Source organism: Pseudomonas sp. V88_4 (assembly GCF_029967985.1).
GTDB lineage: Bacteria > Pseudomonadota > Gammaproteobacteria > Pseudomonadales > Pseudomonadaceae > Aquipseudomonas > Aquipseudomonas glycinae.
On sequence record NZ_JASCAF010000001.1, the window covers coordinates 267,320 to 293,489 of the forward strand.

The following is a 26,170-nucleotide window of genomic DNA, read 5'->3' on the forward strand; positions in this document are numbered from 1 at the left end:
CGCTCAACCCATCTCCCCACCCCCTCTAAACCGGCCCTCTCCCCGTTGGCACAGGTCCTGCTATAGCCCTCGCAGGCTGCGTTTCAACGCGCTCCACAAAAACAATTAAACGAAGGATCCTTCAATGGATAACTCCAACGCCCTGCCTATTGGGTCGGCTGCCGTGCCGGCCAAAGCACGAACCACCGCCAGTCGCATCAAGTCGATCTTCAGCGGTTCCGTCGGCAACATGGTCGAGTGGTACGACTGGTACGTCTATGCCGCCTTCTCGCTGTACTTCGCCAAGACCTTCTTCCCTGCCGGTTCTACCACCGCCCAGTTGATGAACACCGCCGCGATTTTCGCCGTGGGCTTTCTGATGCGTCCGATCGGTGGCTGGCTGATGGGCCTGTACGCCGACAAGGTCGGCCGTAAAAAGGCGCTGATGGCCTCGGTGTACCTGATGTGCTTCGGCTCGCTGCTGATTGCCCTGAGTCCGAACTACGAGACCATCGGCATCGGCGCGCCGATCCTGCTGGTCTTCGCCCGCTTGCTGCAAGGCCTGTCGGTCGGTGGCGAGTACGGTACCTCCGCCACTTACCTGTCGGAGATGGCGACCAGGGAACGTCGCGGCTTCTTCTCCAGCTTCCAGTACGTGACCCTGATCTCCGGCCAGCTCATCGCGTTGGGCGTGTTGATCGTGCTGCAGAACATGCTGACCACCGAACAGCTTTACGCGTGGGGCTGGCGTATTCCGTTCGCCATCGGCGCGCTGTGCGCAATCGTCGCGCTGTACCTGCGTCGTGGCATGGAAGAAACCGAATCGTTCACCAAGAAAGAGAAGTCCAAGGAAAGCGCCATGCGCACCTTGCTTCGTCATCCGAAGGAACTGCTGACCGTGGTCGGCCTGACCATGGGCGGTACGCTGGCGTTCTACACCTACACCACCTACATGCAGAAATACCTGGTGAACACCGTCGGCATGAGCATCTCCGACTCCACCACCATCTCTGCCGCCACGCTGTTCCTGTTCATGTGCCTGCAACCGATCATCGGCGGCCTGTCCGATAAAATCGGTCGTCGTCCGATCCTGATCGCCTTCGGCGTGCTGGGTACGATCTTCACCGTGCCGATCCTGATGACCCTGCACACCATCCAGACCTGGTGGGGCGCGTTCTTCCTGATCATGGCGGCGCTGATCATCGTCAGCGGCTACACCTCGATCAACGCCGTGGTGAAAGCCGAGCTGTTCCCGACCGAAATCCGCGCTCTGGGCGTCGGCCTGCCGTACGCACTGACCGTGTCGATCTTCGGCGGCACCGCCGAATACATCGCGCTGTGGTTCAAGAGCATCGGCATGGAAACCGGTTACTACTGGTACGTGACCGCGTGCATCGCAGTGTCCCTGCTGGTGTACATCACCATGAAAGACACGCAGAAACACTCGCGCATCGTCACTGACTGACCGCAAAAAAAACGCGCGAAGGTGCAAGACCTTCGCGCGTTTTCTTTCCTGTCCGATTTCCCGATCAGGACAACTCGGCAACGCCCTGTTTGCTGCCATAGCGCTTCTGCGCATAAGACGCGCCCACGATCATCACCAGCAGAATCCCCGCCAGCACCGCCGACGAACCGATGGTGCCGAAATCCAGACCGCCCTTCTCATGGGACTTGGTCATCAAGTCACCCAAGGTTGCGCCAAACGGCCGGGTCAGCACGAACGCCACCCAGAACAGCGCCACCGACGAAATCTTCGTGAAGTACTTGAGCAGCACGACCACGCCAATCGCCGAGCCGATCAACAGCGCGCCACCGGCAAAGCCCAGGCCGGAGTCGTCCGCCAGGTAATCGCCGAGCGCGGTGCCCAGGGTGTTGGAGAACAGAATCGCCATCCAGTAGAACATCTCGCCGCGAAAGCTCTGCACCTTGGTGACGTTGAGCGAATCGCCGCTCAGGCGCCATGCCGCGAAGATCGCCAGCAGGATCGCGATCAGGATCATGGAACCGGTGGCGTAACCCAGCTCCAGCGTGCGGTCCATGAAGTCGGACATGGTGGTGCCGGCGGTGCTGGTCGACAGGATCACGATCCAGTACAGCAGCGGCTTGTAGGTCTTGGACATCAATTGCGTGATCAGGGTCAGGACAAACACGCTGATCAGGATCAGCGAGCTGATGGCATAGCCGACGTTAAGGGTCATCGACAGCAAATCCCCCGCGGTTTCCCCCAGGGTCGTCGCGCAGATTTTCATGACCCAGAAAGCCAGGGTGATTTGAGGCAGTTTATTCATCGCAGGCAACGCTCCAGTGTGTGACGGCCGTTTTTTGGCTTTATGGCCGTGGGCAGACTGGCGTTGCGCGGGTGAAAAACCGGTCGGGAATGTATGAAAAATCTGTCACACAAGCCAAAAACGGCGATTAATCACCGGTTAATGCCCCCGCCGCATCCTTCCCCTACCTGATCGATGACCCGCGCGACGCTCGCTCCGACGACGAAAGCGAATTGAATGCGCCGCCCTTAATATCAATTTAATCGATTGTTTTTAGCATTAATTTGCGCTTTTTAATCAATTTAGCTGGCGTAGCATGAACCCCATGCGAAACACATCGCCAACGAATTTCGAATCTGGAGAACGACCATGAAAACCAAACTGATCCTCGCCCTGACCCTGTCCGTCCTGGCCGCCAACACCTTCGCCGCCGACGGTTCGGACAAAACCAAATCCGCCGACTTCATTTCCGGCGCCAGCGCTGCCCTCGAAACCAGCCACACCGGCACCTACGCTGCCGACGGCTTCGACAAGACCAACGTCGGCAAAGCCGTTGCTGCTGATGGTTTCGATAAAACCGGTACCGCCAACGCTATCGCTGCCGATGGTTTCGACAAAACCGGCACTGCCAACGCTATCGCCGCCGACGGCTTTGATAAAACCGGCACCGCCGCTGCCATCAGCTGAATATCCGCACCGCCTTCACAGCCCGGCCTCGGCCGGGCTTAGTCATTTCTGGGGGATGACAATTACTTGAATTCACACCAAACCCTGTAGGAGCTGGCTTGCCAGCGATGACATTTTTCCATTCAAAGTCATTGTCGACTGACAGGCCGCCATCGCTGGCAAGCCAGCTCCCACAAGGTTCTCACTGGGTGGAATATCGGTGTCTGGCTGGAAATATGCGTCGTGTGCTTGCACTATTGGCCACTTGATCCCGCCCTCTTCAGGACCACCCGCCATGCCCGATGACATTCATTTCTACGAACCGGCCAACGGCCACGGCCTGCCTCACGATCCGTTCAACGCCATCGTCGGCCCGCGTCCCATCGGCTGGATTTCGTCGCAGGATGCCGAGGGACGGCTGAACCTGGCGCCCTACAGTTTTTTCAACGCGTTCAACTACATTCCGCCGATCATTGGCTTTTCCAGCGTCGGTCGCAAAGACAGCCTGAACAACATCGAGCAGACCGGTGAATTCGTCTGGAACCTCGCCACCCGCCCGCTGGCCGAGCAGATGAACCAGAGCTGCGCGATGGTCGGACCGGAAGTCAACGAGTTCGAACTCGCAGGGCTGACGCCGGTGGCGTCGAAGGTGATCGCCGTACCGCGCGTGGCCGAAAGCCCGGTGTCCTTCGAGTGCAAGGTCACCCAGATCATTCAGTTGCAGCGCGCCGACGGCGAGACCGTGCCGAGCTGGCTGGTGCTCGGCGAAGTAGTCGCCGTGCACATTGCCAAATGGCTATTGAAGGACGGGATCTACGACACCGCCGCCGCCGAACCGATACTGCGGGGCGGCGGGCCGGCGGACTATTTCCAGCTGGGGCCGGAGGCGTTGTTCAAGATGTGGCGCCCGGGGGCGACGAAGTAAGCGCTTACCAGATCAGCTCGGCGTCGTCGGTGACGCCCTTGAGCTTGTCCAGTTCATTGATCGCGGCTTCATCGGCGGCGATGGCGCCGGGGAAAACCTGATCGTTCAGCAGTTTGTGAAAGCGCGGTGCACCGCCGTCGACCAGGGCCTTGACGGCAATCGCCGCGTGATAACCCTTGTTGCCGCCCAACTCGACGGGGACTACAGCGGAAACCGCTTCGAAGTGTTCGAACTCTTTACGTGCCATATCGCAGGTCCTGGCTCAGTCAGATAAGCCGGACATTAAACATTCAACCGGCGAGTTTGTGTATCGGCGCAGTGCATTGCCCTACGGTCTGTGCAGCCGAGACTTCCTTGAACGTGTGGAAATCCAGGCTGTTGACCACCAGGTCCTGCACCAGCTCGGCAAAAACTTCCATCGACGGGCTGCTGAAATACGCGGTCATCGATTGCTGGTTGCTCCAGAAACCGGAAACCAGCCACAAATCCGGATCACACTGCGAATGCTGCAAGGCGAAGCTCAGGCAACCGGGGGCGGCGCGGGACGGCTCGATCAGGGCGCTCAAGCGCATGCCGAGTTCCGCCGAGCGTCCGGCACGCGCTCGAACGAAGGCCATATGACTGACGGGAATCTGCTTGGACATGTTCAACCCTCCCAGGGAGTCGCGTGGCAGCCGGGAACGGGCTGCGACAGGATCCAAGGTTAAGGGCCGGGCACGGCTCACCGTTAGTCGATTCCTGCCGTCGCGTTGCACAATCCTGCGAGACTGTCTTGCAGACCTGTAACAAGTCGTGAATTCCTGTCACCGTCCTGTCACACCGGTTTCGGGCAATTCTGCCGACCTGCGTCCTGCTATGGCTGGACGATTCAACAAACCCATGCAGGATCAGGCAAGCATTTGACAGGATGTGTCTACCGCTCGCGCTTGCACAAACTTATGCTCTGCTCCCATTCCATCCCTTGCCGAGGAGGCTGTGCATGACGTCATTCGATCGTTTTCAGGCGCCGCCCGATGCCGACATGGAAAAGCAGCGCGCGGAACTGGCGGCCATCATCCGCCGCAACACGTCCGAAGATGGCAGTTATGCCACTGCCGTCGGCTCGCTGGTCATGTCGCGCCACACCCAGTCCCATGACTTCGCCCCGGTGCTCGCGCAACCGGCGCTGTGCATCATGGCTCAGGGTCGCAAAGAGGTACGGCTGGCGGACGAGTTCTTCAATTACGATCCGCTGAATTACCTGGTGGTCTCGGTTTCGATGCCGTTGAGCGGTCGAGTCGTGAACGTCTCGCCCGAAGAGCCGATCCTCGCCATACGCCTTGATATTGATCCTGCCGAAATCACCGCGCTGATCGCCGACGCCGGTCCGATGGGCGTACCGACCCGGCCGACCGGGCGTGGTCTGTACGTGGAGAAAATCGACAGCGCCATGCTCGATGCGGTGCTGCGTCTGGCGCGTCTGCTCGACGCGCCGAAAGACATCGCCATGCTCGCGCCGCTGATCCGCCGGGAAATTCTCTATCGTCTGCTGCGCAGTCCTCAGGGCCATCGGCTGTACGAAATCGCCATCGCCAACAGCCAGAGCCACCGCATCAGCCAGGCGATCAAATGGCTCAACGGCAACTTCGAACAGCCGCTGCGCATTGATGATCTGGCGAAGGAAGTGAACCTCAGCGTCTCGACCCTGCATCACCGCTTCAAGGCGATGACGGCGATGAGCCCGTTGCAGTATCAGAAGCAGCTGCGCCTGCAAGAGGCGCGGCGGTTGATGTTGGCTGAGGGGCTGGAGGCTTCGGCGGCGGGGTATCGGGTGGGGTATGAAAGTCCGTCGCAGTTCAGCCGCGAGTACAGCCGGTTGTTTGGCGCGCCGCCGTTGCGGGATCTGGCGCGCCTGCGATTGAGTGTCTGATCACGCGCCGAGTACCCGACACGCCTCACTCGGCAATGTCACCGACACCGGATGCCCGATCCCCAACCCAATCCCCTGACACGGCGTGCTCAGCGCCGTGAAGGTCACGCCGGAACACTCCACCGTAGTCTCGATCGTCGCGCCGATATCCCGCACGAACGTCACCTTGCCCAGCAGACGATTGCCCGCCGTTGCCTGGGGCGGTGACAGTTGCAGGTCTTCGGGGCGGATCAGCATCTTCACTTTCTGCCCGACCACGATGCTGCTGCAGATCGGCACTTGCAGGGCATCGCCGCCCGGCAGCACAACCTTGCCATCGCCCAGCGCGGTGGCCGGAAAAATATTCCCCGAGCCGATAAAATCCGCGACGAATTCGTTGGCCGGATGCCGATAGATTTCAATCGGCGTCCCCACCTGCTGCACCCGATGCTCGCCCAGCACCACCACGATATCGGCCATGGTCATGGCCTCGCGCTGATCGTGGGTCACCATGATGGTGGTGATGTTCAGGCGTTGTTGCAGCTGGCGGATTTCCACCTGCATCGACTCGCGCAACTTGGCGTCCAGCGCCGACAGCGGTTCGTCGAGCAAAAGGATTTTCGGATGCGAGGCAATCGCCCGGGCAATCGCCACCCGCTGACGCTGACCGCCGGAGAGTTTCGCCACCGGGCGATCGATCATCGGTTGCAGCTGGATCAACTCAAGCAACTCAACGACTCGCGCCTGCTGATCGGCCTTGCTCACACCGCGCAGTTTCAACGGATAGGCGATGTTCTCGCCCACGGTCATGTGCGGGAACAATGCCAGCGACTGGAACACCATGCCGAAGTTGCGCAGGTGCGCCGGGGTGCGGCCGATGTCCTCGCCGTCCAGGCGGATCTCGCCGCCAGTGAGCGTTTCCAGCCCGGCGATCATTCGCAGCAACGTGGTTTTGCCGCAACCCGAGGGGCCGAGGAAACACACCAGTTTGCCCTCGGGCAAATGCAGGTTGACGTCTTTTACCGCACAGGCCGAGCCGTAGTGTTTCTCGACGTTTTCCAGAATCAGTCCAGTCATATTGCACCTCACAATCAAAAGGAAACGCCACCCTCACCGACCAGCTTCTCCAGCGCCCAGATCAGGACGAAGTCGATCAGCACGATCAGCACGGCAAACGAGAACACGGTAGGGTCGAGCGATGACACGGTGCGGCTGTACATCCAGATCGGCACGGTCATGACGTCGATGGTGTAGAGGAAATAGGTCACGGTGAATTCGTTGAACGAGACGATGAACGCCAGCAGCATCCCCGCCAGAATCCCCGATTTCATCAACGGCACCACCACGTCGACAATGGCCCGCAGCGGCGAAGCGCCGAGCATCTGCGCGGCCTCTTCGACTTCGCTGCCGATGGAAAGCATGGCCGCCGTGCAGTTCTTCACCACGAACGGCAGCGCCAGAATCACGTGAGCAATCACCAGCCTCGAGGTGGTCATGTGGAACGGCAGGCTGTCGAATACCAGCAGCAAGGCCAGCCCCAGCACCACCATCGGGAACACCAGCGGCAGCGACATCAATTGCAGCGCCAAACCCTTGCCACGGAACTCGCAGCGGGTCAGCGCGTAAGCCGCCGGCACCGCGATCAGCGTGGCGAAAATCATCGTCAGGCACGACACCAGCAAACTGGTGCCCATGGCCTGGCCGAGGCTCAGCACATCGCTGGCATCGGGCGAGACGAAGGTGTGCCACGCCGCCTTGTACCACTGCAGGCTGTAGCTGCTTGGCGGGAAGTCGAGGTTGGACGCGCCGCTGAACGACATCACGATCATGGTCAGGATCGGCAACACGGCCAGGAACAAAATGATCCCGGACAGGATGCCGGCGAACTTGCCGGTGTCGCCCGGCAACAGCGACTGACGCTTCTTGATCAGGGCACTCATTGCGAAGCCTCCAGCAGACGGCGACGGCGGCCGGTGATGTATTCGGACAAGGTCATGATGGCGAGCGTGGTGACGATCAGCACCACCCCGGCGGCGGACGCGGCGGGCCAGTTCATCAGCGGGGCGATCTGGTCATGCACCATCACCGCGAGCATCGGCACGCGCCGACCGCCAAGCAACAGCGGCACCACGAAGCTGCTGGCGTTATAGGCGAACACCAGGGTCGCGCCGGTGATGATCCCCGGCAGACTCATCGGTAGCACCACCTGACGGAATACCTGAAAACGACTGGCGCCGAGGGTCGCGGCAGCTTCTTCGTAGCTGCGTGCGACACCGCGCATGGCGCTGGCAATCGGCAGCACGGCGAGCGGAAACGCGGTCTGCACCAGGCCCATCAACACGCCGTTCTGGTTGTACAGCAGCATGATCGGACGCTTGATCAGACCGAGGCCCATCAGGGTCTGGTTGAGCATGCCGCCGGGACCGAGGATCACCAGCCAGCCGTAGCTCTGCAGCAGCAGGTTGACCAGCAGCGGCAACAGCACCGCCGCCAGAAAAATCCGCCGCACGAACGGCGACGTCAGGCGTGACATGGTGTACGCCACCGGAATCGCCAGCACCACCGCGATCACCGCGCTGATCAGCGCCAGACGCAAGGTCAGCAGCAACGATTTGAGGTAGTAGGGTTCGAGCAACTGGGCGTAGCTGGCCAGGCTGAAACCGCTCCACTCCGCGCCCTTGGTGCCGACGCTCATGCGCAGCACCAGCAGGCTGGCAGCAATCAGCACGCCGAGAAACAGCATCGACGGCGTGAGGAAAAACCACGCCCGCGCGGTCGGCGAAACACCGCGCGCCGAGCGCACGTCACCCGCGCCGACCGGTTGGGTCAGGGATTGATGTTCCATAGCAATGATCTCGTCAATGGAAAAACAACTGACAGACACTACCTTCAAACTCACCGAGAAACCTGTGGGAGCTGGCTTGCCAGCGATGACGGCCTACCTGTCGACAATGATGTCACTGACAGATTGCTATCGCTGGCAAGCCAGCTCCCACAGGGATTTGCGGTGTTCTGAAGGTTTGTGTTTGCGTCAGGAAGAAAAGATTTCCGTGTAGCGACGAATCCACTGGTCATGCACGGTCGCCAGGAAGGCGTTGTCGTGCATGATCGCCTTCTCCGCGATCTGCTCCGGCGTGAGGATGAACGGGCTCTTACGCGCTTCGGCGGAGATGATCGCCTTGGCGTTGACCGGGCCGTTGAAGATGTCTTCGGCCATCTTGCCCTGCACCAGCGGGTCGAGGGAGTGATCGATGAAAGCGTAGGCCAGGTCGGTGTCGCCCGGACGGTTCTTCGGCATCACCGAGAGCATCAGATCGGTGTAGAAACCTTCCTTCATGCCGAACGTGGCGCCCAGGCCATAGTTCGGGTCGCGGATCTGCTTGGGAAAAAACGCCGGGGCGTAGAGGCCGCCCATGTCCAGGGAGCCGGTGCGGAACAGCTCGGCGATCTGGTTGGGGTTTTCGCCCAGGGTCACCACGCGGTCTTTCAGCTCCGCGAGTTTCTTGAAGCCCGGTTCGATGTTGTGCTCGTCACCACCGGCCAGTTTGGCGGCGATGATGATCAGGTCCATCGCTTCGGTCCAGTTCGGCGGCGGAAGGAAAATGTTCGGTGCCAGATCGGCGTCCCACAGTGCCGCGTAACTGTCCGGCGCGGTGCTCTGGGTGCGAGTGCTGTAGACCAGACTGTTGCACCACAGCAGGTAGCCGATGCCGTGACCGTTGGCCCCGGTGCGGTATTTTTCCGGTACGTCCACCAGGTTGGGAATGCGGTTGAGGTCGGGTTTTTCCAGCAGCCCGGCAGCGGCCAGACCTTCGGCGCCGACGCCAGCCAGGGTGATGATGTCGTACTGCGGACGATCACCGCCGGCCTTGAGTTTGGCGACCATTTCCGAGGTGCTGCCGGTGCGGTCGGCAATCACTTTGGCGCCGGTCTTGGCTTCGAACGTTGCGGCGATATTGCGCAGCGCGGCCAGGCCTGTGTCATCGGACCAGGTCAGCAGGCGCAGGGTCTTGCCGGCAAAGCGGGTGTCGCTGGCACTGGCCCGGATGAAGGGCATGCTCATGGCCGCCGCAGCCACCGAGGCCACGCCGACGGTTTTGATGAATTGACGCCTGTTCAGATCGTGCTCGCCCATTTAGGACTCCCATTTTTTTTGTAAGTATGAGACTGATCGCAACCCTTGCATCTGCCTGACCGACATGGCTCAAGCGCCCGGTTTCAAAGGGCTTGAGCGTGGTCTGCGGGTTCATCCTGAGGTCGTGCAAAACACCTGACTATCGATAAAAACTCATTGAAGCCATGACGTCGGCGCATGCCTCGTTGCGAGGCATGCGCTGACCTTTTTCGGGCATTCAGAGCGCGCGGATCACGTGCTTGATTTCCTGAAATGCCGCCAGACCCCACGGCCCCAATTCGCGGCCGATGCTGCTCTGTTTGTAGCCGCCCCACGCCGTCTGCGGAAAGATCACCTGCGGCGCGTTGAGCCACACCAGCCCCGCCTGCAAGGCGTTGGCGACCCGATCCGCGGTCTCGGCATTGCGCGTGACCACGCTGGCGACCAGGCCGAACTGACTGTCGTTGGCGAGCGCAATTGCCTCGGCTTCCGTAGCGAAACTGCGCACGCAGATCACCGGGCCGAAGATCTCTTCACACCACAGCGCACTGTCGAGGGGCACTTCGGTGAAGATCGTCGGCTGCAAGAAATAGCCGCGCGGCAGATCGGCGGGACGATTGCCGCCACAGATCAACTTGGCACCGGCGCTCAGACCACGGTCGATATGACCGAGCACACGCTGGTACTGCGCCTGATTGACCAGCGCGCCCATCTCGACCTCAGGATCGAACGGATCGGCGACACGGATTTTTTCCGCGCGGGCCTTCAGACGAATCAGGAATTCATCGGCGATTTCATCGGCCACCAGCACCCGGCTGGTGGCCGAACACATCTGCCCGGCGTTGAAGAAACCGCCACCGCAGGCCAGTTCCACCGCCAGATCAAGGTCGGCATCTTCCAGAATCAGCAGCGAGGATTTGCCGCCCAGTTCCAGGCTCACGCCCTTCACGGTTTCAGCGGCGCGCTGCATCACTTGCACACCGACGGCGTTGCTGCCGGTGAAGGAAATCTTGGCGATACGCGGGTCCGCCGACAGCGGTGCACCGACCGCCAGACCGGTGCCGCACACCAGGTTGAACACGCCTTTGGGCAGACCGGATTCGGCAATGATGGTCGCCAGTTCCAGCTCCGGCAGCGGTGTGACTTCCGACGGTTTGAGCACTACGCAGCAACCCGCGGCCAGGGCCGGGGCGAGTTTCCATGCGGTGGTGACCATCGGGAAATTCCACGGCACGATCAGCCCGACAACACCGCACGGTTCGCGGCGCAGACGTGCGCTGAAGTCGTCGCTGGGCAGCGGCACGTTGCTGTCCTGTTTCGCATCGAGGCCTTCGGCGAGTTCGGCGTAGTACTCGAACGTGGCGATCACGTCGTCGACATCAATGCCCGCTTCGAACTGCGGTTTGCCATTGTTGCTCGACTGCAAGTTCATCAAATGTTCGCGGCCGTTGCGCACGCCATTGGCGATGTTGCGCAGGATCGCGGCGCGCTCGGCGCCGGTGGTTTTCGACCAGCCTTTGAAGGCTTCAGTCGCTGCCGCTACCGCTTGGTGGACGGCGCTTTCGTCACCGCCATTGACCGTGGTCAGCAGCGCTTCAGTGGCCGGGTTGATCACCCGCAGGTGTTCGCGGCCGGCGGACCATTGGCCGTTGATGTACAGGCCGTCGAGTGTGGTCGGAAAATTCATCATTTGGCCACCGCCTTCATCCATTGGGTCTGGTCGATTTCGATCAGGGTCGGGCCCTGACGATCGGTGGCGGCGCGCAGTGCAGCGCGCAGGTGTTCGGCGGAGCTGATCGCTTGCGCCGCGCACCCCAGGGCCTTGGCCACACCAATGAAGTCCGGGGTGTAGATGTCGACACCCACCGGCTCGATGGCGCGGTTGACCATGTATTTCTTGATCTCTTCGTAACCCTGGTTATTCCACAGCAGGATGATCACCGGCGTGCGCGCCTCCACGGCGCTGGCCAGTTCCGGCAGGGTGAATTGCAGACCGCCGTCACCGATCAGGCACACCACCGGCGGACGCGCGCCGTGTTCGAGGTTGCCGCCAAGCCACGCGCCAATCGCCGCCGGCAAGGCGTAACCGAGGGTGCCGTAACCGGTGGACGAGTTGAACCAGCGGCGCGGACGCTCCGGGTTGAAGGTCAGGTTGCCGGTGTACACCGGTTGCGTGGAGTCACCGACGAACACTGCGTTCGGCAACTCGTGCAGCACGGTTTCGAGGAAACGAGTCTGGGCCAGGGTCGGTGCATCCCAGGTTGCGGCCAGGTCTTCACGCAGGCGCGCGGCGCGTACCTGACCCCAATCGTTGCGGCGCTCGGCCAGCGGTTTGTGCGACAGCGCGCTCAGCAATGCTTGCGCAGCGTTGCGCGAGTCGGCCACTAGCGCCACGTGAGGCGGGTAGTTGCGCACGGTCTGGTCGGGATCGATATCCACACGCAGCAGCTTGCCGGGGATTTCGAAACCGCCGGCGAAGGTGACGTCGTAGTCGGTTTCCGCCAGTTCTGTGCCGATCGCCAGGATCACGTCGGCGTCGGCCACCAGGGCGCGGGTCGCTACCAGGCTCTGTGTCGAACCGATCAACAGCGGGTGGCTGGACGGCAGCATGCCTTTGGCGTTGATGGTCAGAGCCATTGGTGCATCAAGCAGCTCAGCCAGTTCAGTGAGTTCGGCAGCGGCGTCGATGGCGCCGCCACCGGCGAGGATCAGCGGACGCCGGGCGCCGGCCAGCAGTTCAGTCATGCGGCTCACGGCGGCCGGCGCTGCACCGGCGCGGTCGATGTTGACCGGCACGCTGGCCAGCAGTTCGTCGGCTTCTTCGACCAGCACGTCCAGCGGAATTTCGATGTGCACCGGACGCGGACGCCCGGCCTGGAACAGCGCAAACGCACGGGCCAATACGCCCGGCAATTCGGACGCTGACATCAGGGTGTGGGAGAACGCCGCCACGCCGCCGACCAGTGCGCTCTGGTTCGGCAGTTCATGCAGCTTGCCGCGACCGCCGCCCAATTGGCTGCGCGACTGCACGCTGGAGATCACCAGCATCGGGATCGAATCGGCGTACGCCTGGCCCATGGCGGTGGTGATGTTGGTCATGCCTGGACCTGTGATGATGAAGCACACACCCGGTTTCCCGCTGGTGCGGGCGTAGCCGTCGGCCATGAAGCCTGCGCCCTGTTCATGGCGCGGCGTGACGTGGTTGATGCTCGAACGGGCCAGCCCGCGATACAGCTCCACGGTATGCACCCCGGGGATGCCGAACACCTGCTCGACCCCATAATCTTCGAGTAACTTGACCAGTACTTCGCCACACGTCGCCATGTCTTTGCCCTTCTTGTTCGTTGAGGCACCGGGCTTTAAAGGAACCGGTGATTGGCCTCATTGAAACGGGCGACCCGTAGCCGCAACAATCGATAAAAGCTCATACTAGCCATGTCCTCACGTCATACCTTGGATCCACATGAAACGACTGCCTCCCCTGCCCGCCCTGCACACGTTTCTGATCACCGCGCAGTGCTGCAACTTCACCCGGGCCGCCGAGCAGTTGCACATCACTCAGGGTGCGGTGAGCCGGCAGATCGCCGGGCTTGAGGAACATCTGGGTTATGAGTTGTTCATTCGCCTGGCTAGAGGCCTGGAACTGACGGCCGAAGGTCGCGAATGGCTGCCACGGGTGCAGCAGGTGTTCAGCCTGATCGGCGACTCGGTGGAACAGATCGGCGCCAAGCGCGAAACCCTGCAACTCAAGGCGCCGAGCTGCGTGATGCGCTGGTTGTTGCCGCGCCTGCTGCAATGGCAGCGCGAGCGCCCGGACGTGCCGGTGAAACTCACGGCGTCGTTGCAACACGGTGTGGATTTTCATCGCGAGCAGTTCGATGCGGCGGTGATCTACGGCACAGCGCCCCACGACTCCCCTGCAACCCTGCATCTGTTCGATGAACAACTGACGCCGGTCTGCTCGCCGACCCTGCTCAACGGTGGGCCGGCCCTGCACACACCGGCAGATCTGCAACAGCATCTGCTGCTGCATCCGACTCATACGGATGACGACTGGACGCTCTGGCTCAAAGCCGCCGAACTGCACTTGAACAATATTGCCAGCGGTCAGCATTTCGAGACCCTGGATCAGGCGATGTCGATGGCGTCCCACGGGACGGGGGTGGCGATCGGCGACTGGTCACTGATCGGCGACGACTTGAACGCCGGGCGACTGGTGATGCCGTTCGATCTGAAGGTGAAGACGGGATTGGGCTACTACATCGTCGCGCCGGCGTCGGAGCCGTCGGCGAAATTGCAGGAATTGATGGGGTGGCTGGTGGAGCAGGCTCATACCCGTTGAGCCCGCCCTCACCCTGAACGGTCAGTAACCGACCGTAAACCGCTGACGCGAATGCTTAGGCGTTTCCACTTCGTCGATCAGCGCAATCGCATAGTCGGCAAAGGTGATCGAGCTCTGCCCTTCAGCACTCACCAGCAAGTCATCCTTGCCGACGCGAAACTTGCCGGTACGCTCGCCTTCGACAAACAGCGCCGACGGCGACAGGAACGTCCAGTCCAGCTCCTTCTCCTGACGCAGCGCATCGAGGAACGCCGCACCGGCGCTGGCCTCAGCCTTGTACTCGGCCGGGAAACCGGCGCCGTCGATCACGCGGGTGCCGTCCGGCAGCAACAGCGAACCGGCACCGCCGACCACCAGCAGACGTTTCACCCCGGCCTGTTTCACCGGACCGATCAGCGCGCTGGCCGGCACCGTGGCGAAATGCGCAGCGCTGATGACCACATCGTGGCCGGCTACCGCGTCCTGCAACGCGGCGGCATCCAGCACGTCGACATTCTTGCTGACCACACCGGCACGGGCGCCGATCTTCGAGGTATCCCGGGCGATGGCGGTGACGCTATGGCCGCGACGCAGGGCTTCTTCCAGCAGTTGGCTGCCGGCACGGCCGGTGGCACCAATGATTGCGATATTGCTCATGACATTCTCCAGTTGGCTTGAGAGTGCTGCGTTTTTCAGATTCGGGTTACCACTTCATCTCGCCCTTGGCGACTTTGGCGCTCAGCTCCAGCGAGCTTTCTTCGCCCAGTGTCGGGTAGCGTTTTTTCATCGCGGCGATCAGCGCGGCAGAGTCCTTGGCCTTGGCCGTTTCGGCATCGAACGCCTTGATGTACTCGGCGGTGAACTTCACCGCTGCCAGCGAACGGGCGCTGTCACCCAGATAGTGACCCGGCACCACGGTTTTCGGTTTCAGGGTTTCGATCGAGTGTAGAGTTTGCAGCCAGTCAGCGTGGGATTGCGCGGTCTGGGTGTCGGCCATCCACACATGGATGTTCTCGGCGACAACCACACCACCGACCACGGCTTTCAGCGAAGGAATCCACACGAAGCTGCGATCCGGTTGCTTGCCGTCCAGGCCGATCACCTGCAGTTTCTGCCCTTCAAGCATGAGGGTGTCGCCTTTGAGCACGCCCGGCACGATGGTTTTGGCCGGCACGTCGGCGCCCATTTTCGGGCCCCAGAACGCGAGTTTGCCGTCGACGGTTTGCTTGATGTGATCAACGGTCGGCTGCGAGGCCAGCACCTTGGCATTCGGGAAGGCTTTGGTCAGGGTGTCGAGCCCGAAGTAGTAATCCGGGTCACCGTGGCTGATGTAGATGGTGGTCAGTTGCTTGCCGCTGGCGCGGATCTTTTCCACCACTTGCTCGGCCTGGGATTTGCCGAACTGAGCGTCCACCAGGATCGCGTCCTTCTCGCCGCTGACCAGTACCGAAGTCACCGGGAAGATCGCATCGGTGCCCGGATTGTAGACATCGAGGGTCAGGTTCGCGGCCGCTGCGTGGGCAGCAAAGCCGAGGGTGGCGGTGGCGAGTAAAACGCGCTTGAGGGTGGTGAAGCCGATCATGGGGTGCTCCGCTGTTCGAATGCCGTGCTTGGCGATGGGGACAGAGCTTAGTTGCCAGACTCGTTACAAAAAATGCGATGCTTGAATATAGTTTGTTTCTGAAAGCGGGCAAATCATGGATCGTCTCCAAGCAATGCGGGTGTTTGTCACGGTGGTGGATCTGGGCAGCCAGTCGGCGGCGGCCGATCACCTGGACCTGTCGCGACCAGTGGTGTCGCGGTATCTGGCGGAACTGGAAGACTGGGTCGGCGCGCGCCTGATGCATCGCACCACGCGCAAGTTGAGCCTGACCGCCGCCGGCAACGAAATCCTGCCGCGCTGCCGGCAGATGCTGGAGTTGTCCGGCGACATGCAGGCCTCCGTCAGCGAACCCGCCGATGCACCACGGGGGTTGCTGCGGATCAGCGTCAGCACCTCGTTCGGCCAGGCGCAACTGGCCGATGCCATGGCGGCGTTCGTCAAAGCCTATCCGGGGGTGAACATCGACCTGCAAATGCTCGATCGCACGGTGAACCTGGTGGACGAGCGCATCGACCTGGCGATCCGCACCAGCAACGACCTCGACCCCAATCTGATCGCCCGGCGCCTGACGGTGTGCCGCTCGGTGGTCTGCGCCGCACCCGCCTATCTGCAGGAGCATCCGCAACCGCAGCACGTAGAAGATCTGAGCCGGCACAACTGCCTGACCCATTCCTACTTCGGCAAGAGCCTGTGGCATTTCGAAGAGGACGGCGAACCGGTCTCGGTGCCGGTGCAGGGCAACATCAGCGCCAACGAGGCCAGCACCCTGCTGCGCGCGACCCTGGCCGGTGCAGGCGTGGCGATGCTGCCGACCTATCTGGCCGGGGCACATATTCACAGCGGCGAACTGGTGCGCCTGCTGCCCCACGCCGAGCCCCGGCAGATGAACATCTACGCCGTGTACGCCTCGCGCAAGCACATGCCGGCGGCGCTGCGCTGCATGCTGGATTTTCTGGTGCAGCGTTTTCCCGAAAACCCGCAATGGGATCAGCTATAAAGCTGCAAGCTGCAAGCTGCAAGCGGAGAGTCTGCTTCATTCTTGAAGCTCAAAGCTCAAAGCTCAAAGCTTGCAGCTGCTCTGCCGTGGCCTATGCTGAAAGTAGTACCCAAGGGTATTCGTTCAGAGGTCTACGCCATGAACACCAGAACAAGAAGATACCTCGCGATTTTCATCACCTGCGCGGCCACGCTGGCGCTGTACGGCACCGCGGCATGGCGCGTGGAGCAGTTGCGACAACTGCCCCGTGAGTACGCGAGCTGCAACTTCGAGCGCTGCATTCCTCACAACGCCACCCTCAACGCCCTGCGCTGATACAGGACGTCAGGCGTCGTCGTTCTGCTCGGCCTTCAAGCGGTCGCGGAACGCCTTTGGCGAAATCCCCACCCGGCGCCGGAACAGGCGCGTGAAGTTGGTCGGATCGGAAAACCCCAACACTTCGGACATCTCGTAAATGGTCATGCTGGTGTAAGTCAGCAAGCGCTTGGCTTCGAGCAACTGACGCTCGTGCATGATCTGCAACGCCGGCTGCCCCGCCAGTTCACGGCAAGTGCCGTTGAGGTGCGAGACGGAAATCCCCAGCCGATGGGCCAGGTCTTCGACCTTGACGTGCTGGCGGTAGGTTTCTTCCACCAGCTGAATGAATCCGTTGAGGTATTCGCGTTGACGCTGCGGGCGTTGCGTGGCGTTGTGACGACGGATCGCCTGACGGCTGACCCAGACCATGATCACGCTAACCAGCGAATGCATGAGCATTTCCCGCGCCGGTTGATGGCCGTTGTACTCGGCCTGCAACGCGGCAAACAGGCTGTTGAGGTACTCCGCGTCCTTACCCGCCGGATAACTCTCGGCCTGGGCCAGGGCCTGCACCGCGCTGCCCAGTTGCGCCTGCAAATGGTTGATCAACGGTGTGGCGAGGGTGACGACAAATCCTTCGACGTCCTCGGAAAAACGGAATCCATGCACCGATAACGGCGGCAGGATCTGGATCCCGGTTTCGTTCAGTTGCGTGCGCTGGCCTTCGATTTCAAGCTCTGCCTGACCTTTGAATACGAAGAGCAACTGGCACAAATCGGCGTGGCGGTGGGGTTTGATTTCCCATTGGTGTTCGCGGCTGCGTTTGGAAATGGTTTCACAGTGCAGCAAGTCAGGGGTCGGCCAGTCCAGGCTTTCACCGTAGAGCTTGAACACCGGAATCGAAGGCAGGTCAGGCTTGTTCATCACTTCAATCCAGGCCTCGAGGTTTGCGGGCGATAATCGCACCGATTGGCAGAATGTACAGGTATCGGCTCAGTTTTCACCTTCAATTGACAGACCCGCAAGGGAAAAATGCAAGCACTCGAATCCTGAAAATCATTCACCGGCGTTTGTCGCGTGAAGCTTGCGAGTCATAAAAACAATGAAAACGCTGAAAACCCAAGTCGCCATCATCGGCGCCGGTCCGTCCGGATTATTGCTCGGCCAACTGCTGCACAACGCCGGCATCGACACCCTGATTCTGGAGCGCCAGACACCTGACTATGTACTCGGCCGAATCCGCGCCGGCGTGCTTGAACAAGGCATGGTAGAGCTGTTGCGCGAGGCTGGCGTGGGTCGGCGGATGGACGCCGAAGGCTTGGTGCACGGTGGATTCGAACTGGCCCTCGACGGGCGCCGGATCCACATTGATCTGGAAGCTCTGACCGGTGGAAAAACCGTGATGGTCTACGGTCAGACCGAAGTCACCCGCGACCTGATGGCCGCTCGTCGGGAGACCGGCGGCCAGACCATCTACGAAGCCCGCCATGTCGTTCCCTGTGACGTGAAAAGCGACGAAGCCTATGTCACGTTTGAAAAGGACGGCGAAACCTGGCGCGTCGATTGTGACTACATCGCCGGTTGCGACGGTTTCCACGGCGTAGCCCGGCAGTCGATTCCCGAAGATAGCCTGAAAGTCTTCGAACGGGTTTATCCATTTGGCTGGCTGGGGATTCTCGCCGACACGCCACCGATCCACGATGAACTGGTCTACGCCCGCCACGAGCGTGGCTTCGCCCTGTGCAGCATGCGCTCGGCGACTCGCACCCGTTATTACCTGCAAGTGCCGGCCGAGGAGAACGTCGACGACTGGTCGGATCAGCGCTTCTGGGATGAGCTGCGCAAGCGTCTGCCGGAGGATCTGGCGCAGAAACTGGTGACCGGTCCGTCGATTGAAAAGAGCATCGCGCCGCTGCGCAGTTTTGTGGTCGAGCCGATGCAGTACGGGCGGATGTTTCTCGTTGGGGACGCGGCGCACATCGTTCCGCCGACCGGTGCCAAGGGGCTGAATCTGGCGGCCAGCGATGTCAGCACGCTGTTCAGGATTCTGCTGAAAGTGTACCGCGAAGGTCGCACTGACTTGCTGGAGAAATACTCGGAAATCTGCCTGCGCCGGGTGTGGAAAGCCGAGCGGTTTTCATGGTGGATGACCTCGATGCTGCACCGCTTCGATGAGCATGATGATTTCAGTCAGCGGATCTGCGCTTCGGAACTGGACTACTTTGTCAGCTCGGAAGCCGGTCAAAAAACCATTGCAGAAAATTACGTCGGGCTTCCTTATGAGGCTATCGAATAGCTTCCTACCGACTTACACTGGCGAGCATCCCCGCTCGCCTGGCGATCTGCGGGACCCTCACTGCCCGCAGGTTTTGCCCGTGACCAATCTCAACCATCCCGAAACGCCCAAACCGGCCATTCGCAGCGTGCTGGTCGCCCTGATGATGGCGATTTTTCTCGGCGCGCTGGACCAGACCATCGTCGCCGTTTCGATGCCGGCCATCTCCGCCCAGTTCAAGGACGTCAGCCTGCTGGCGTGGGTGATTTCCGGTTACATGGTGGCGATGACCGTGGCGGTGCCGATCTACGGCAAGCTCGGCGATCTGTACGGGCGGCGCAAGCTGATGCTGTTCGGCATGGGCCTGTTCACCCTCGCCTCGCTGTTCTGTGGCATGGCCCAGAGCATGGAGCAACTGGTGCTGGCGCGGATCTTCCAGGGCATCGGTGCCGGCGGGATGATTTCGGTGAGCCAGGCGATCATCGGCGATATCGTGCCGCCTCGCGAACGCGGGCGTTATCAGGGTTATTTCAGCAGCATGTACGCGGTGGCCAGCGTTGCCGGCCCGGTGCTCGGCGGTTACATGACCGAATACCTGTCGTGGCGCTGGGTGTTCCTGATCAACCTGCCGCTGGGTCTTGGCGCCTTCTGGGTTGCGCGACGTAACCTGATCGGCCTGCCGATTCCGCAACGCAAACCAATCATCGATTATCTCGGCACGCTGCTGATGATCATCGGCCTGACGGCGCTGTTGCTGGCGATCACTCAGGTCGGCCAGGGCCATGCGTGGCGCAGCAGCGAAGTGCTCGGCCTGTTCGCTTGCGCGGTGGCGGTACTGGCAGTGTTCGTCTGGCACGAGCGACGCGCCCGGGAGCCGTTGCTGCCGATGCACCTGTTCACCAATCGCAGTGCGCTGCTGTGCTGGTGCACGATTTTCTTTTGCAGCTTCCAGGCGATTTCCCTGATCGTGCTGATGCCGCTGCGCTTTCAGAGCGTAACCGGGGCCGGTGCCGACAGCGCTGCGTTGCACCTGCTGCCGCTGGCGATGGGTTTGCCGATCGGCGCGTATTTCGCCGGACGTCGCACCTCGATCACCGGGCGCTACAAACCGCAGATTCTGACCGGCGCGCTGCTGATGCCGGTCTCGATCCTCGGCATGGCCTTCAGCCCGCCCGATGCCACATTGCTCAGCAGCCTGTTCATGTTGCTCAGCGGGATCGCCGGCGGCATGCAGTTCCCGACCTCGTTGGTCGGTACGCAAAATTCGGTGGAGCAAAAGGACATCGGCGTCGCCACCAGCACCACCAACCTGTTCCGCTCCCTGGGCGGCGCGGTGGGTGTGGCGTTGATGTCGGCGCTGTTGCTGGCGTTGTTGCAGGACTCCAGTTTCGCCCACCTGGCCGGCAGCTCGCTGATGAGCGAAGGGCATTCCGGCAACGTGCTGCTCGATGGCCTGAACGCGGCACCCGGCGATGCGCAGGATGCCTTGCGTGCCGAATTGCTGGTGACATTCCGGCATTTGCTGATGGTCAGCGCGGCGGTTTCGCTGCTCGGGCTGGCGGCGGCGATTGCCATGCCCAACCGGTTGCTGCGCGGGCGTGAGCACGGCGCCCGCTGATTGATGCCGAAGGCTCCCACGCGCTGCGTGGGAGCGTTAGGAATCAAGCACTGTAATAACCGACCGCCACCAGGAAATTCCCGACCTTCTTCAGGTAGGCATGCTTGTCCTCGACCTTGCCGGTCACCGGGTTTTTCCAGCGGTACTCGTACTCGCCCTCATCCTGTTTGCCGATCAGCGCCAGAATCGGTTCGCCCACCGGTTTGCCTTCCGGGTCCTTGACCTTCGCGAAGTCAGTATTGATCAATCGCAGATTGGTGCCATGGGCGACGTAACGTTGCGTTTTCAGGTCCACCACGAACACGTAAAGGTCGTCCTGCAAGTAACCGCCCTTGAGCGAGTTGACTGCCGTCAGCGTGCCCTTTTCGTCCCTGGTCAAATCGGTGGAGGCCTTGTCGAGCAACGCTTTCGCCTGCTCCGCCGACGCACGCGGCAAGTAATAACCCACCGCCAGAATCCGCTGACCGATGCGTTGATAGTAAACGTGCTTGCGCTCGACCTTGCCGTCGGACCAGTTCTGCCAGCGGTACTCGGCCTGCTGGATGCCGTTGCCTTCCGGCACTTTCAAGGCGTCCTTGAAGGACTTCTGCAAGTCCGGCCCGAGCACTTCGCTGACGTCGCGACCGATCAACGCCGATGACGGCCCGCCGCTGGCGAGCATCACGCCCTTGGTGTCGACCACGAACACGTAACGGTCCTTGTCGACGAATTCGCCCTGGCGGCTGAACGCCGCGAACGCCTTGTCGCCGTTGTCGTGGTAATAGGCCAGAGCCTTTTCCAGCAAGGCGATGGCGGCCTTGCTGTCGTCTTTTTCCGTGGTGGCCGCGTTGGCCTGACCGAAACTCAACAGCAGCACCGCGCCGAGCCAGGCCAGCTTGTGCACAAACCCCATGACGCATCCCTCGTTCTTGTTGGTGTTTCAAGAGCGTAGACGGCCTGAAGGCATGTATGGATATTCAGATGGCTTCTGAATGTTGCTGTGGCGAGGGCATTCGCTCCCTCGCCACACGAGAGACTTACGGACGGGCGTTGAGTTGCTGTTGCAGGTTCTGGATCTGCGCTTGCAGGGTGTTGATGTTGCGGGTCATCTGCCCACGAAACGCGTCGAACTCGGCGGTGTTGGTGCCACCCTGGGCAGCGGCCGGACGGTTGTCCTGCTCGCTCTTGAGGATGACGATTTCCTGCTCCAGACGATCGATCGCAGGGTTCGACCCACCTTGTTTCTTCAGGGCCGTGATGTCGGCACCGAGGCTCTTGAACTGGGCATCGAAGCCTTTGACCTGTGCATCCAAGCTCTTGAGCTGGGCGTCGAGCTTGCTGGTGTCGGCCGGCGTGCTCTTCAGGGTCGCCAGTTCAGCGCTCAGGGTTTTGACCTGGGCCTGCAACTGGGCATTGGCAGTCTGGAGTTCAGTGGTCTGGGCGGTCATCTGCGCCAGGCGCTTGTCCAGATCCGTCGCCTGCCCGGCCACGCCCTGCTGCTGTTTACTCTGATCCTGAAGCGCGCTTTGCAGCTGTTTGATCTGCAACTTCAACGCTTCGCTGTCGGTGGTGACATTGGTCTGGCTGGCCACGACCTTGCCGGAAATGTCCTGCAGGCGCCCCGCCGCTTCCTCACTAATGCGCGCGAAACTTTCCTGGGTCGCCACCAGTTGCTGCTCCATCAGTGAAATCTGCTGGAAGCTCCACCAGGCCAGACCGATGAAGGCGAAGAACAATGCGCCGACCAGTGCCCACAACGGGCCGGTGCTGGCGGCCTTGACCTTGACCACCGGCGGCGTGCGTGAATGTACGGAGGTGCGGGCGGTGACCGGAAAATCGTCGTCATCGAGGGTATCGGCGCGCAGGCTCGGTACATCGTCGAAATCGTCGTGGGCATCGTTACGCATGGACATTGAGGCAACCTTTGTAAAACGCGGTGATGGCAGATTGGCGCGAAGTATAAACCCCGCGGCCGCTGGGGTTGACCCTCAACCCGTGGCGCGGTTCAGTGCCGGCCGGCAGATTCGTATCAACGAATGTCCTGAGCCTTCCACCAGCCACAGAACTCATCGAGGGCCGTCCACAGACTGACTTTCGGATCGTAGTCCAGATAATGCCGGGCGCGACTGATGTCGAGGGTGAAATTTTTGTTCATCACCTGCATGCCCAGGCGCGACAGGGTCGGCTCGGGACGCCCGGGCCAGAGCTTGCACACACCTTCGTTGAGTGCCGCCATGCTGTAGGCCAGACCGTAGGAACGGTACTTGGTGACCTGTGGGACTTCCATCTTGCGCATCACGTAATTGACCACATCCCACAGCGGCACCGGGGCGCCGTTGCTGATGTTGTAGGCCTTGCCCAGCGCCGAAGCGTCGGCCAGCAGACTGCTCAGCAACGCTTCGTTGAGGTTGTGCACGCTGGTGAAATCGACCTTGTTCAGACCGTTGCCGATGATCGCCAGACGGCCTTTGCGCTGCATCTTCAGCAGGCGTGGAAAGATGCTCATGTCGCCGGCGCCGGTGACGAAACGCGGGCGCAGGGCGAGGGTTTCGAGGCCGAACTCCTGGGCGCCGAAGACCTTTTGTTCGGCCAGGTATTTGGTCGCGGCGTAGTGATGTTTGAAGCGCTTGGGCACTTGCTCTTCGGTCAGGCCGAGATGGTCGCGACCGTCAAAGTAGATCGAGGGCGACGACAGATGCACCAGTCGCCGAACCCTTTGCTTCAGGCAGGCCTCGACCACGTTTTCGGTGACTTGCACATTGCCCTGATGGAAGTCCTGATAACGGCCCCACAAGCCGACCGCGCCGGCGCAATGCACCACGGCTTCGACATCGCTGCACAACGCACGCACCAGATCCGGGTCGCTCAAATCGCCCTGAACGAACTCGGCACCACGACGCACCAGATGCTCGACACCCTCGGCCCGGCGACCGTTAACCCTCACGTCCAGGCCCTGCTCCAGGGCGAAACGCGCAAAGCGTCCGCCAATGAAGCCGCTTGCGCCGGTGACCAGAATTTTCATGTAGAGCTCCAACAAAACCAGCTGCAAGCTTCAAGCTTCGAGCTGCAAGGTAAAAACAGTACGCAAGCGCTTTACTTGGCGCTTGCAGCTTGACGCTCACAGCTGCTTTCAGGCCACCAGCCATTGCCCCGACGAGCGCACCAATTGCTCGGTCAACAGCCCGAGCAACTGACCGCCATTGCGCCAATGATGCCAGTACAAGGGCACGTCGATCGGTTTATCTGGCAACAGTTCGCGCAGTACACCGCGCTCCAGTTGCTCGCGCACCTGTAATTCCGGCACCAGTCCCCAGCCGAGTCCCGCTTCGGTGAGGCGCAGGAACCCCTCGGACGACGGACACAGGTGATGTTCAAAACCGCCATCGACGCCGAGGGAGGCAAGGTATCGATGCTGGAGAAAATCGTCCGGGCCGAAGACCAATGCGGGGGTGCGCGGCAATTGTTCGGCCCGCACGCCGTCGGGAAAGTGCCGCTCGATGAACGCCGGACTGGCCAGCGCCCGATAGCGCATCGCTCCGAGCAGCACACTGCGCGCGCCTGCAACCGGGCGCTCACTGGCGCACAGGCAACCGGCCACTTCACCGGCGCGCATGCGTTTGAGGCCGACGGTCTGGTCTTCGACGATCAGATCGAGCAACAGATGTTGTTCGGCGCAGAAGTCGCCCACCGCCTCGGCCCACCAGGTGGCAAGACTGTCGGCATTCAGGGCGATTCGCAGCCGTTCCGGCAGGCCTTCTTCGTCCAGCGCCGGCACCAGCGTCTGCAAATCTCGCTCAAGCAGACGCACCTGCTGCACATGGTTGAGCAGGCGCCGGCCGATCTCGGTCGGCGACGGCGGTGTGCCGCGCACCAAAACCGGCTGGCCGACCCGCGCTTCCAGCAGTTTGATCCGCTGGGAAATCGCCGATTGCGAAAGGCCCAGCACCTGCGCCGCCCGTTCGAATCCGGCCTGCTCGACCACGGCGGCCAGAGCGGAAAGCAATTTGTAGTCGAACATCAGTTTTCCTAATGAGCGATCAGCACTATTGGTTTTTCTTATACAGCGTCAACCGGGAGAATAGCCAGCAAGCACTCTTTATCAAGGACTCCCACGATGGCTGGCGAAACCTCGTTGACCACCCTGCTGCGCAGCATGAGCCCGCAGCTCAATGCCGGCGAATACGTGTTCTGCACCTTGTCCGACGGCGAGTTGCCGAGCGGCCTGGAAATCGTCGGCAGTTTCCGTGAACAGGAAGGCCTGACGGTGATCCTGGAACGTTCCCACGCCGAGCGCGCCGGCTTCAGCTTCGACTATGTCGCAGCCTGGATCACGTTGAACGTGCATTCAGCGCTCGAAGCGGTCGGCCTGACCGCCGCATTCGCCACAGCACTGGGCAAGGCCGGCATCAGCTGCAACGTGATCGCCGGCTATTACCACGACCATTTGTTCGTCGGTCAGGCGGACGCCGAACGCGCCATGCAAGTGCTGCGCGACCTCGCAGCCAACGCGGAGTAACCGTCATGTGGCAAAGCTATACCAACGGTTTGCTGGTGGCGTTCGGGCTGATCATGGCGATCGGTACGCAGAATGCCTTTGTCCTGGCCCAGAGCCTGCGGCGTGAACATCACCTGCCGGTCGCTGCACTGTGCGTCGCCTGCGATGCGCTGCTGGTGGCGGCCGGTGTGTTCGGTCTGGCCACGGTGCTGGCGCAGAACCCGACCTTGCTGGCGGTTGCCCGCTGGGGCGGCGCGGTGTTCCTGATCTGGTACGGCAGCCAGGCGCTGCGCCGGGCCTGTTCGAAACAGAGCCTGCAACAGGGTGAAAACCAGACCGTACGTTCGCTGCGGGCGGTGATGCTCAGCGCTCTGGCGGTGACCCTGCTCAACCCGCACGTCTATCTCGACACCGTTTTGCTGATCGGCTCCCTCGGTGCGCAACAGTCGGTACCCGGCGCTTACGTCGTCGGCGCGGCGAGCGCTTCGCTGCTGTGGTTCTTCACCCTGGCGTTCGGCGCGGCATGGCTCGCCCCTTGGCTGGCACGGCCGAGTACCTGGCGGATTCTGGATCTGTTGGTGGCGGTGATGATGTTCACGGTGGCAGGGCAATTGATATTGGCTTCATGATTTATTCCAAACAGCTCTGGAACCTCTATCCCACACAGTTGTTGCGTGGTTAAGCCGCACCCCCGGTGCTATGATCCGAACCCTGCGCCGCAAAGAGTAAAAACTCGCCGGTGCATT

The 26,170-nt window shown here is 61.3% G+C and carries 27 protein-coding genes; 11 read left to right on the forward strand and 16 right to left on the reverse strand.

Annotated features, from left to right (window positions below; genetic code table 11):
* The first annotated feature begins 124 nt into the window (after positions 1-124).
* The gene (locus tag QLG12_RS01195; protein ID WP_197868562.1) at positions 125-1,444 is read left to right on the forward strand and encodes an MFS transporter; all 1,320 of its coding nucleotides are present in this window, start codon (positions 125-127) and stop codon (positions 1,442-1,444) included.
* Between the two features lie 64 nt (positions 1,445-1,508).
* On the opposite strand, the gene QLG12_RS01200 is transcribed toward QLG12_RS01195, so the two are convergent.
* Entirely contained in the window at positions 1,509-2,267 is a 759-nt protein-coding gene (locus QLG12_RS01200) for a hypothetical protein (RefSeq protein ID WP_201816310.1), read from the reverse strand.
* Positions 2,268-2,615: 348 nt separating this feature from the next.
* On the opposite strand from QLG12_RS01200, the gene QLG12_RS01205 reads away from it, so the two are divergent.
* Positions 2,616-2,933 carry a hypothetical protein gene (locus tag QLG12_RS01205; protein WP_197868560.1) on the forward strand — a complete coding sequence of 106 codons (318 nt, stop codon included), beginning with the start codon at positions 2,616-2,618 and terminating at the stop codon, positions 2,931-2,933.
* Between the two features lie 274 nt (positions 2,934-3,207).
* Complete coding sequence (locus tag QLG12_RS01210) at positions 3,208-3,837, forward strand: flavin reductase family protein (RefSeq protein WP_011335689.1); 630 nt, start codon at positions 3,208-3,210, stop codon at positions 3,835-3,837.
* A 4-nt stretch (positions 3,838-3,841) separates the two neighbouring features.
* Here QLG12_RS01210 and QLG12_RS01215 read toward each other — a convergent pair whose 3' ends face one another.
* Both QLG12_RS01215 and QLG12_RS01220 read right to left on the reverse strand, forming a co-directional pair.
* Positions 3,842-4,084 (reverse strand): hypothetical protein, encoded by a 243-nt coding sequence (locus QLG12_RS01215; protein WP_007960172.1) that lies wholly within the window; start codon positions 4,082-4,084, stop codon positions 3,842-3,844.
* Positions 4,085-4,127: 43 nt separating this feature from the next.
* Positions 4,128-4,481: an antibiotic biosynthesis monooxygenase family protein gene (locus QLG12_RS01220; RefSeq protein WP_197868559.1), complete on the reverse strand. Its 354-nt coding sequence runs from the start codon at positions 4,479-4,481 to the stop codon at positions 4,128-4,130.
* Between the two features lie 335 nt (positions 4,482-4,816).
* Between QLG12_RS01220 and QLG12_RS01225 the strand changes: the two genes are divergently transcribed.
* Positions 4,817-5,746, forward strand: a complete 930-nt coding sequence (locus tag QLG12_RS01225; RefSeq protein WP_197868558.1) for an AraC family transcriptional regulator — start codon at positions 4,817-4,819, stop codon at positions 5,744-5,746.
* Here QLG12_RS01225 and QLG12_RS01230 read toward each other — a convergent pair whose 3' ends face one another.
* From QLG12_RS01230 to QLG12_RS01255, 6 genes are all read right to left on the reverse strand, one after another.
* Positions 5,747-6,802, reverse strand: coding sequence for an ABC transporter ATP-binding protein (locus QLG12_RS01230; RefSeq protein ID WP_236193598.1), 1,056 nt, complete (start codon positions 6,800-6,802; stop codon positions 5,747-5,749).
* A 14-nt stretch (positions 6,803-6,816) separates the two neighbouring features.
* Positions 6,817-7,665, reverse strand: coding sequence for an ABC transporter permease (locus QLG12_RS01235; protein ID WP_197868556.1), 849 nt, complete (start codon positions 7,663-7,665; stop codon positions 6,817-6,819).
* Positions 7,662-8,570 carry an ABC transporter permease gene (locus QLG12_RS01240; protein WP_207866748.1) on the reverse strand — a complete coding sequence of 303 codons (909 nt, stop codon included), beginning with the start codon at positions 8,568-8,570 and terminating at the stop codon, positions 7,662-7,664. Before QLG12_RS01240 ends, QLG12_RS01235 begins: the two co-directional genes overlap by 4 nt.
* A gap of 186 nt (positions 8,571-8,756) precedes the next feature.
* On the reverse strand, positions 8,757-9,860 hold the full coding sequence (locus tag QLG12_RS01245) for an extracellular solute-binding protein (protein WP_064383797.1): 1,104 nt from the start codon (positions 9,858-9,860) through the stop codon (positions 8,757-8,759).
* Between the two features lie 217 nt (positions 9,861-10,077).
* Positions 10,078-11,526 (reverse strand): aldehyde dehydrogenase family protein, encoded by a 1,449-nt coding sequence (locus tag QLG12_RS01250; protein WP_197868579.1) that lies wholly within the window; start codon positions 11,524-11,526, stop codon positions 10,078-10,080.
* Positions 11,526-13,163: a 5-guanidino-2-oxopentanoate decarboxylase gene (locus tag QLG12_RS01255; protein ID WP_197868554.1), complete on the reverse strand. Its 1,638-nt coding sequence runs from the start codon at positions 13,161-13,163 to the stop codon at positions 11,526-11,528. Before QLG12_RS01255 ends, QLG12_RS01250 begins: the two co-directional genes overlap by 1 nt.
* 139 nt (positions 13,164-13,302) lie before the next feature.
* On the opposite strand from QLG12_RS01255, the gene QLG12_RS01260 reads away from it, so the two are divergent.
* Complete coding sequence (locus QLG12_RS01260; protein ID WP_197868553.1) at positions 13,303-14,181, forward strand: LysR substrate-binding domain-containing protein; 879 nt, start codon at positions 13,303-13,305, stop codon at positions 14,179-14,181.
* Positions 14,182-14,202: 21 nt separating this feature from the next.
* Here QLG12_RS01260 and QLG12_RS01265 read toward each other — a convergent pair whose 3' ends face one another.
* Both QLG12_RS01265 and QLG12_RS01270 read right to left on the reverse strand, forming a co-directional pair.
* Positions 14,203-14,817 carry an NAD(P)-dependent oxidoreductase gene (locus tag QLG12_RS01265; RefSeq protein WP_282473749.1) on the reverse strand — a complete coding sequence of 205 codons (615 nt, stop codon included), beginning with the start codon at positions 14,815-14,817 and terminating at the stop codon, positions 14,203-14,205.
* 46 nt (positions 14,818-14,863) lie between these two features.
* On the reverse strand, positions 14,864-15,742 hold the full coding sequence (locus tag QLG12_RS01270; RefSeq protein WP_282473750.1) for an MBL fold metallo-hydrolase: 879 nt from the start codon (positions 15,740-15,742) through the stop codon (positions 14,864-14,866).
* Positions 15,743-15,857: 115 nt separating this feature from the next.
* Here QLG12_RS01270 and QLG12_RS01275 point away from each other — a divergent pair, with 115 nt between their 5' ends.
* Positions 15,858-16,760: a LysR family transcriptional regulator gene (locus QLG12_RS01275; RefSeq protein ID WP_232253710.1), complete on the forward strand. Its 903-nt coding sequence runs from the start codon at positions 15,858-15,860 to the stop codon at positions 16,758-16,760.
* Positions 16,761-16,898: 138 nt separating this feature from the next.
* Complete coding sequence (locus tag QLG12_RS01280) at positions 16,899-17,075, forward strand: hypothetical protein (RefSeq protein WP_007953274.1); 177 nt, start codon at positions 16,899-16,901, stop codon at positions 17,073-17,075.
* Between the two features lie 9 nt (positions 17,076-17,084).
* On the opposite strand, the gene QLG12_RS01285 is transcribed toward QLG12_RS01280, so the two are convergent.
* Positions 17,085-17,981: a helix-turn-helix domain-containing protein gene (locus QLG12_RS01285; RefSeq protein ID WP_282473751.1), complete on the reverse strand. Its 897-nt coding sequence runs from the start codon at positions 17,979-17,981 to the stop codon at positions 17,085-17,087.
* 187 nt (positions 17,982-18,168) lie between these two features.
* Here QLG12_RS01285 and pobA point away from each other — a divergent pair, with 187 nt between their 5' ends.
* Together pobA and QLG12_RS01295 are read left to right on the forward strand one after the other, a co-directional pair.
* On the forward strand, positions 18,169-19,353 hold the full coding sequence (gene pobA, locus QLG12_RS01290) for a 4-hydroxybenzoate 3-monooxygenase (protein WP_282473818.1): 1,185 nt from the start codon (positions 18,169-18,171) through the stop codon (positions 19,351-19,353).
* 79 nt (positions 19,354-19,432) lie between these two features.
* Positions 19,433-20,950, forward strand: a complete 1,518-nt coding sequence (locus QLG12_RS01295; RefSeq protein WP_197868548.1) for an MDR family MFS transporter — start codon at positions 19,433-19,435, stop codon at positions 20,948-20,950.
* 43 nt (positions 20,951-20,993) lie between these two features.
* On the opposite strand, the gene QLG12_RS01300 is transcribed toward QLG12_RS01295, so the two are convergent.
* From QLG12_RS01300 to QLG12_RS01315, 4 genes are all read right to left on the reverse strand, one after another.
* Complete coding sequence (locus QLG12_RS01300) at positions 20,994-21,842, reverse strand: cache domain-containing protein (protein WP_197868547.1); 849 nt, start codon at positions 21,840-21,842, stop codon at positions 20,994-20,996.
* A 124-nt stretch (positions 21,843-21,966) separates the two neighbouring features.
* Entirely contained in the window at positions 21,967-22,842 is an 876-nt protein-coding gene (locus QLG12_RS01305) for an ATPase (RefSeq protein ID WP_282473752.1), read from the reverse strand.
* A gap of 116 nt (positions 22,843-22,958) precedes the next feature.
* Positions 22,959-23,951 (reverse strand): NAD-dependent epimerase/dehydratase family protein, encoded by a 993-nt coding sequence (locus QLG12_RS01310; protein WP_282473753.1) that lies wholly within the window; start codon positions 23,949-23,951, stop codon positions 22,959-22,961.
* Between the two features lie 108 nt (positions 23,952-24,059).
* On the reverse strand, positions 24,060-24,947 hold the full coding sequence (locus tag QLG12_RS01315) for a LysR family transcriptional regulator ArgP (protein WP_282473754.1): 888 nt from the start codon (positions 24,945-24,947) through the stop codon (positions 24,060-24,062).
* A gap of 96 nt (positions 24,948-25,043) precedes the next feature.
* On the opposite strand from QLG12_RS01315, the gene QLG12_RS01320 reads away from it, so the two are divergent.
* Together QLG12_RS01320 and QLG12_RS01325 are read left to right on the forward strand one after the other, a co-directional pair.
* Entirely contained in the window at positions 25,044-25,445 is a 402-nt protein-coding gene (locus QLG12_RS01320) for an ACT domain-containing protein (RefSeq protein WP_197868544.1), read from the forward strand.
* Between the two features lie 5 nt (positions 25,446-25,450).
* Positions 25,451-26,053, forward strand: a complete 603-nt coding sequence (locus QLG12_RS01325) for a LysE/ArgO family amino acid transporter (RefSeq protein ID WP_011335710.1) — start codon at positions 25,451-25,453, stop codon at positions 26,051-26,053.
* Positions 26,054-26,170: the final 117 nt, after the last annotated feature.

Coding starts and splice junctions, on each gene's coding strand:
- QLG12_RS01305 (WP_282473752.1), bottom strand. CDS start 22,842: ATGTCCATGCGTAACGATGCCCACGACGATTTCGACGATGTACCGAGC.
- QLG12_RS01270 (WP_282473750.1), bottom strand. CDS start 15,742: ATGATCGGCTTCACCACCCTCAAGCGCGTTTTACTCGCCACCGCCACC.
- QLG12_RS01245 (WP_064383797.1), bottom strand. CDS start 9,860: ATGGGCGAGCACGATCTGAACAGGCGTCAATTCATCAAAACCGTCGGC.
- QLG12_RS01230 (WP_236193598.1), bottom strand. CDS start 6,802: ATGACTGGACTGATTCTGGAAAACGTCGAGAAACACTACGGCTCGGCC.
- QLG12_RS01285 (WP_282473751.1), bottom strand. CDS start 17,981: ATGAACAAGCCTGACCTGCCTTCGATTCCGGTGTTCAAGCTCTACGGT.
- QLG12_RS01215 (WP_007960172.1), bottom strand. CDS start 4,084: ATGGCACGTAAAGAGTTCGAACACTTCGAAGCGGTTTCCGCTGTAGTC.
- QLG12_RS01205 (WP_197868560.1), top strand. CDS start 2,616: ATGAAAACCAAACTGATCCTCGCCCTGACCCTGTCCGTCCTGGCCGCC.
- QLG12_RS01300 (WP_197868547.1), bottom strand. CDS start 21,842: ATGGGGTTTGTGCACAAGCTGGCCTGGCTCGGCGCGGTGCTGCTGTTG.
- QLG12_RS01235 (WP_197868556.1), bottom strand. CDS start 7,665: ATGAGTGCCCTGATCAAGAAGCGTCAGTCGCTGTTGCCGGGCGACACC.
- QLG12_RS01225 (WP_197868558.1), top strand. CDS start 4,817: ATGACGTCATTCGATCGTTTTCAGGCGCCGCCCGATGCCGACATGGAA.
- QLG12_RS01250 (WP_197868579.1), bottom strand. CDS start 11,526: ATGAATTTTCCGACCACACTCGACGGCCTGTACATCAACGGCCAATGG.
- QLG12_RS01275 (WP_232253710.1), top strand. CDS start 15,858: ATGGATCGTCTCCAAGCAATGCGGGTGTTTGTCACGGTGGTGGATCTG.
- QLG12_RS01315 (WP_282473754.1), bottom strand. CDS start 24,947: ATGTTCGACTACAAATTGCTTTCCGCTCTGGCCGCCGTGGTCGAGCAG.
- QLG12_RS01210 (WP_011335689.1), top strand. CDS start 3,208: ATGCCCGATGACATTCATTTCTACGAACCGGCCAACGGCCACGGCCTG.
- QLG12_RS01280 (WP_007953274.1), top strand. CDS start 16,899: ATGAACACCAGAACAAGAAGATACCTCGCGATTTTCATCACCTGCGCG.
- QLG12_RS01310 (WP_282473753.1), bottom strand. CDS start 23,951: ATGAAAATTCTGGTCACCGGCGCAAGCGGCTTCATTGGCGGACGCTTT.
- QLG12_RS01195 (WP_197868562.1), top strand. CDS start 125: ATGGATAACTCCAACGCCCTGCCTATTGGGTCGGCTGCCGTGCCGGCC.
- QLG12_RS01255 (WP_197868554.1), bottom strand. CDS start 13,163: ATGGCGACGTGTGGCGAAGTACTGGTCAAGTTACTCGAAGATTATGGG.
- QLG12_RS01240 (WP_207866748.1), bottom strand. CDS start 8,570: ATGGAACATCAATCCCTGACCCAACCGGTCGGCGCGGGTGACGTGCGC.
- QLG12_RS01265 (WP_282473749.1), bottom strand. CDS start 14,817: ATGAGCAATATCGCAATCATTGGTGCCACCGGCCGTGCCGGCAGCCAA.
- QLG12_RS01325 (WP_011335710.1), top strand. CDS start 25,451: ATGTGGCAAAGCTATACCAACGGTTTGCTGGTGGCGTTCGGGCTGATC.
- QLG12_RS01220 (WP_197868559.1), bottom strand. CDS start 4,481: ATGTCCAAGCAGATTCCCGTCAGTCATATGGCCTTCGTTCGAGCGCGT.
- QLG12_RS01320 (WP_197868544.1), top strand. CDS start 25,044: ATGGCTGGCGAAACCTCGTTGACCACCCTGCTGCGCAGCATGAGCCCG.
- QLG12_RS01200 (WP_201816310.1), bottom strand. CDS start 2,267: ATGAATAAACTGCCTCAAATCACCCTGGCTTTCTGGGTCATGAAAATC.
- QLG12_RS01260 (WP_197868553.1), top strand. CDS start 13,303: ATGAAACGACTGCCTCCCCTGCCCGCCCTGCACACGTTTCTGATCACC.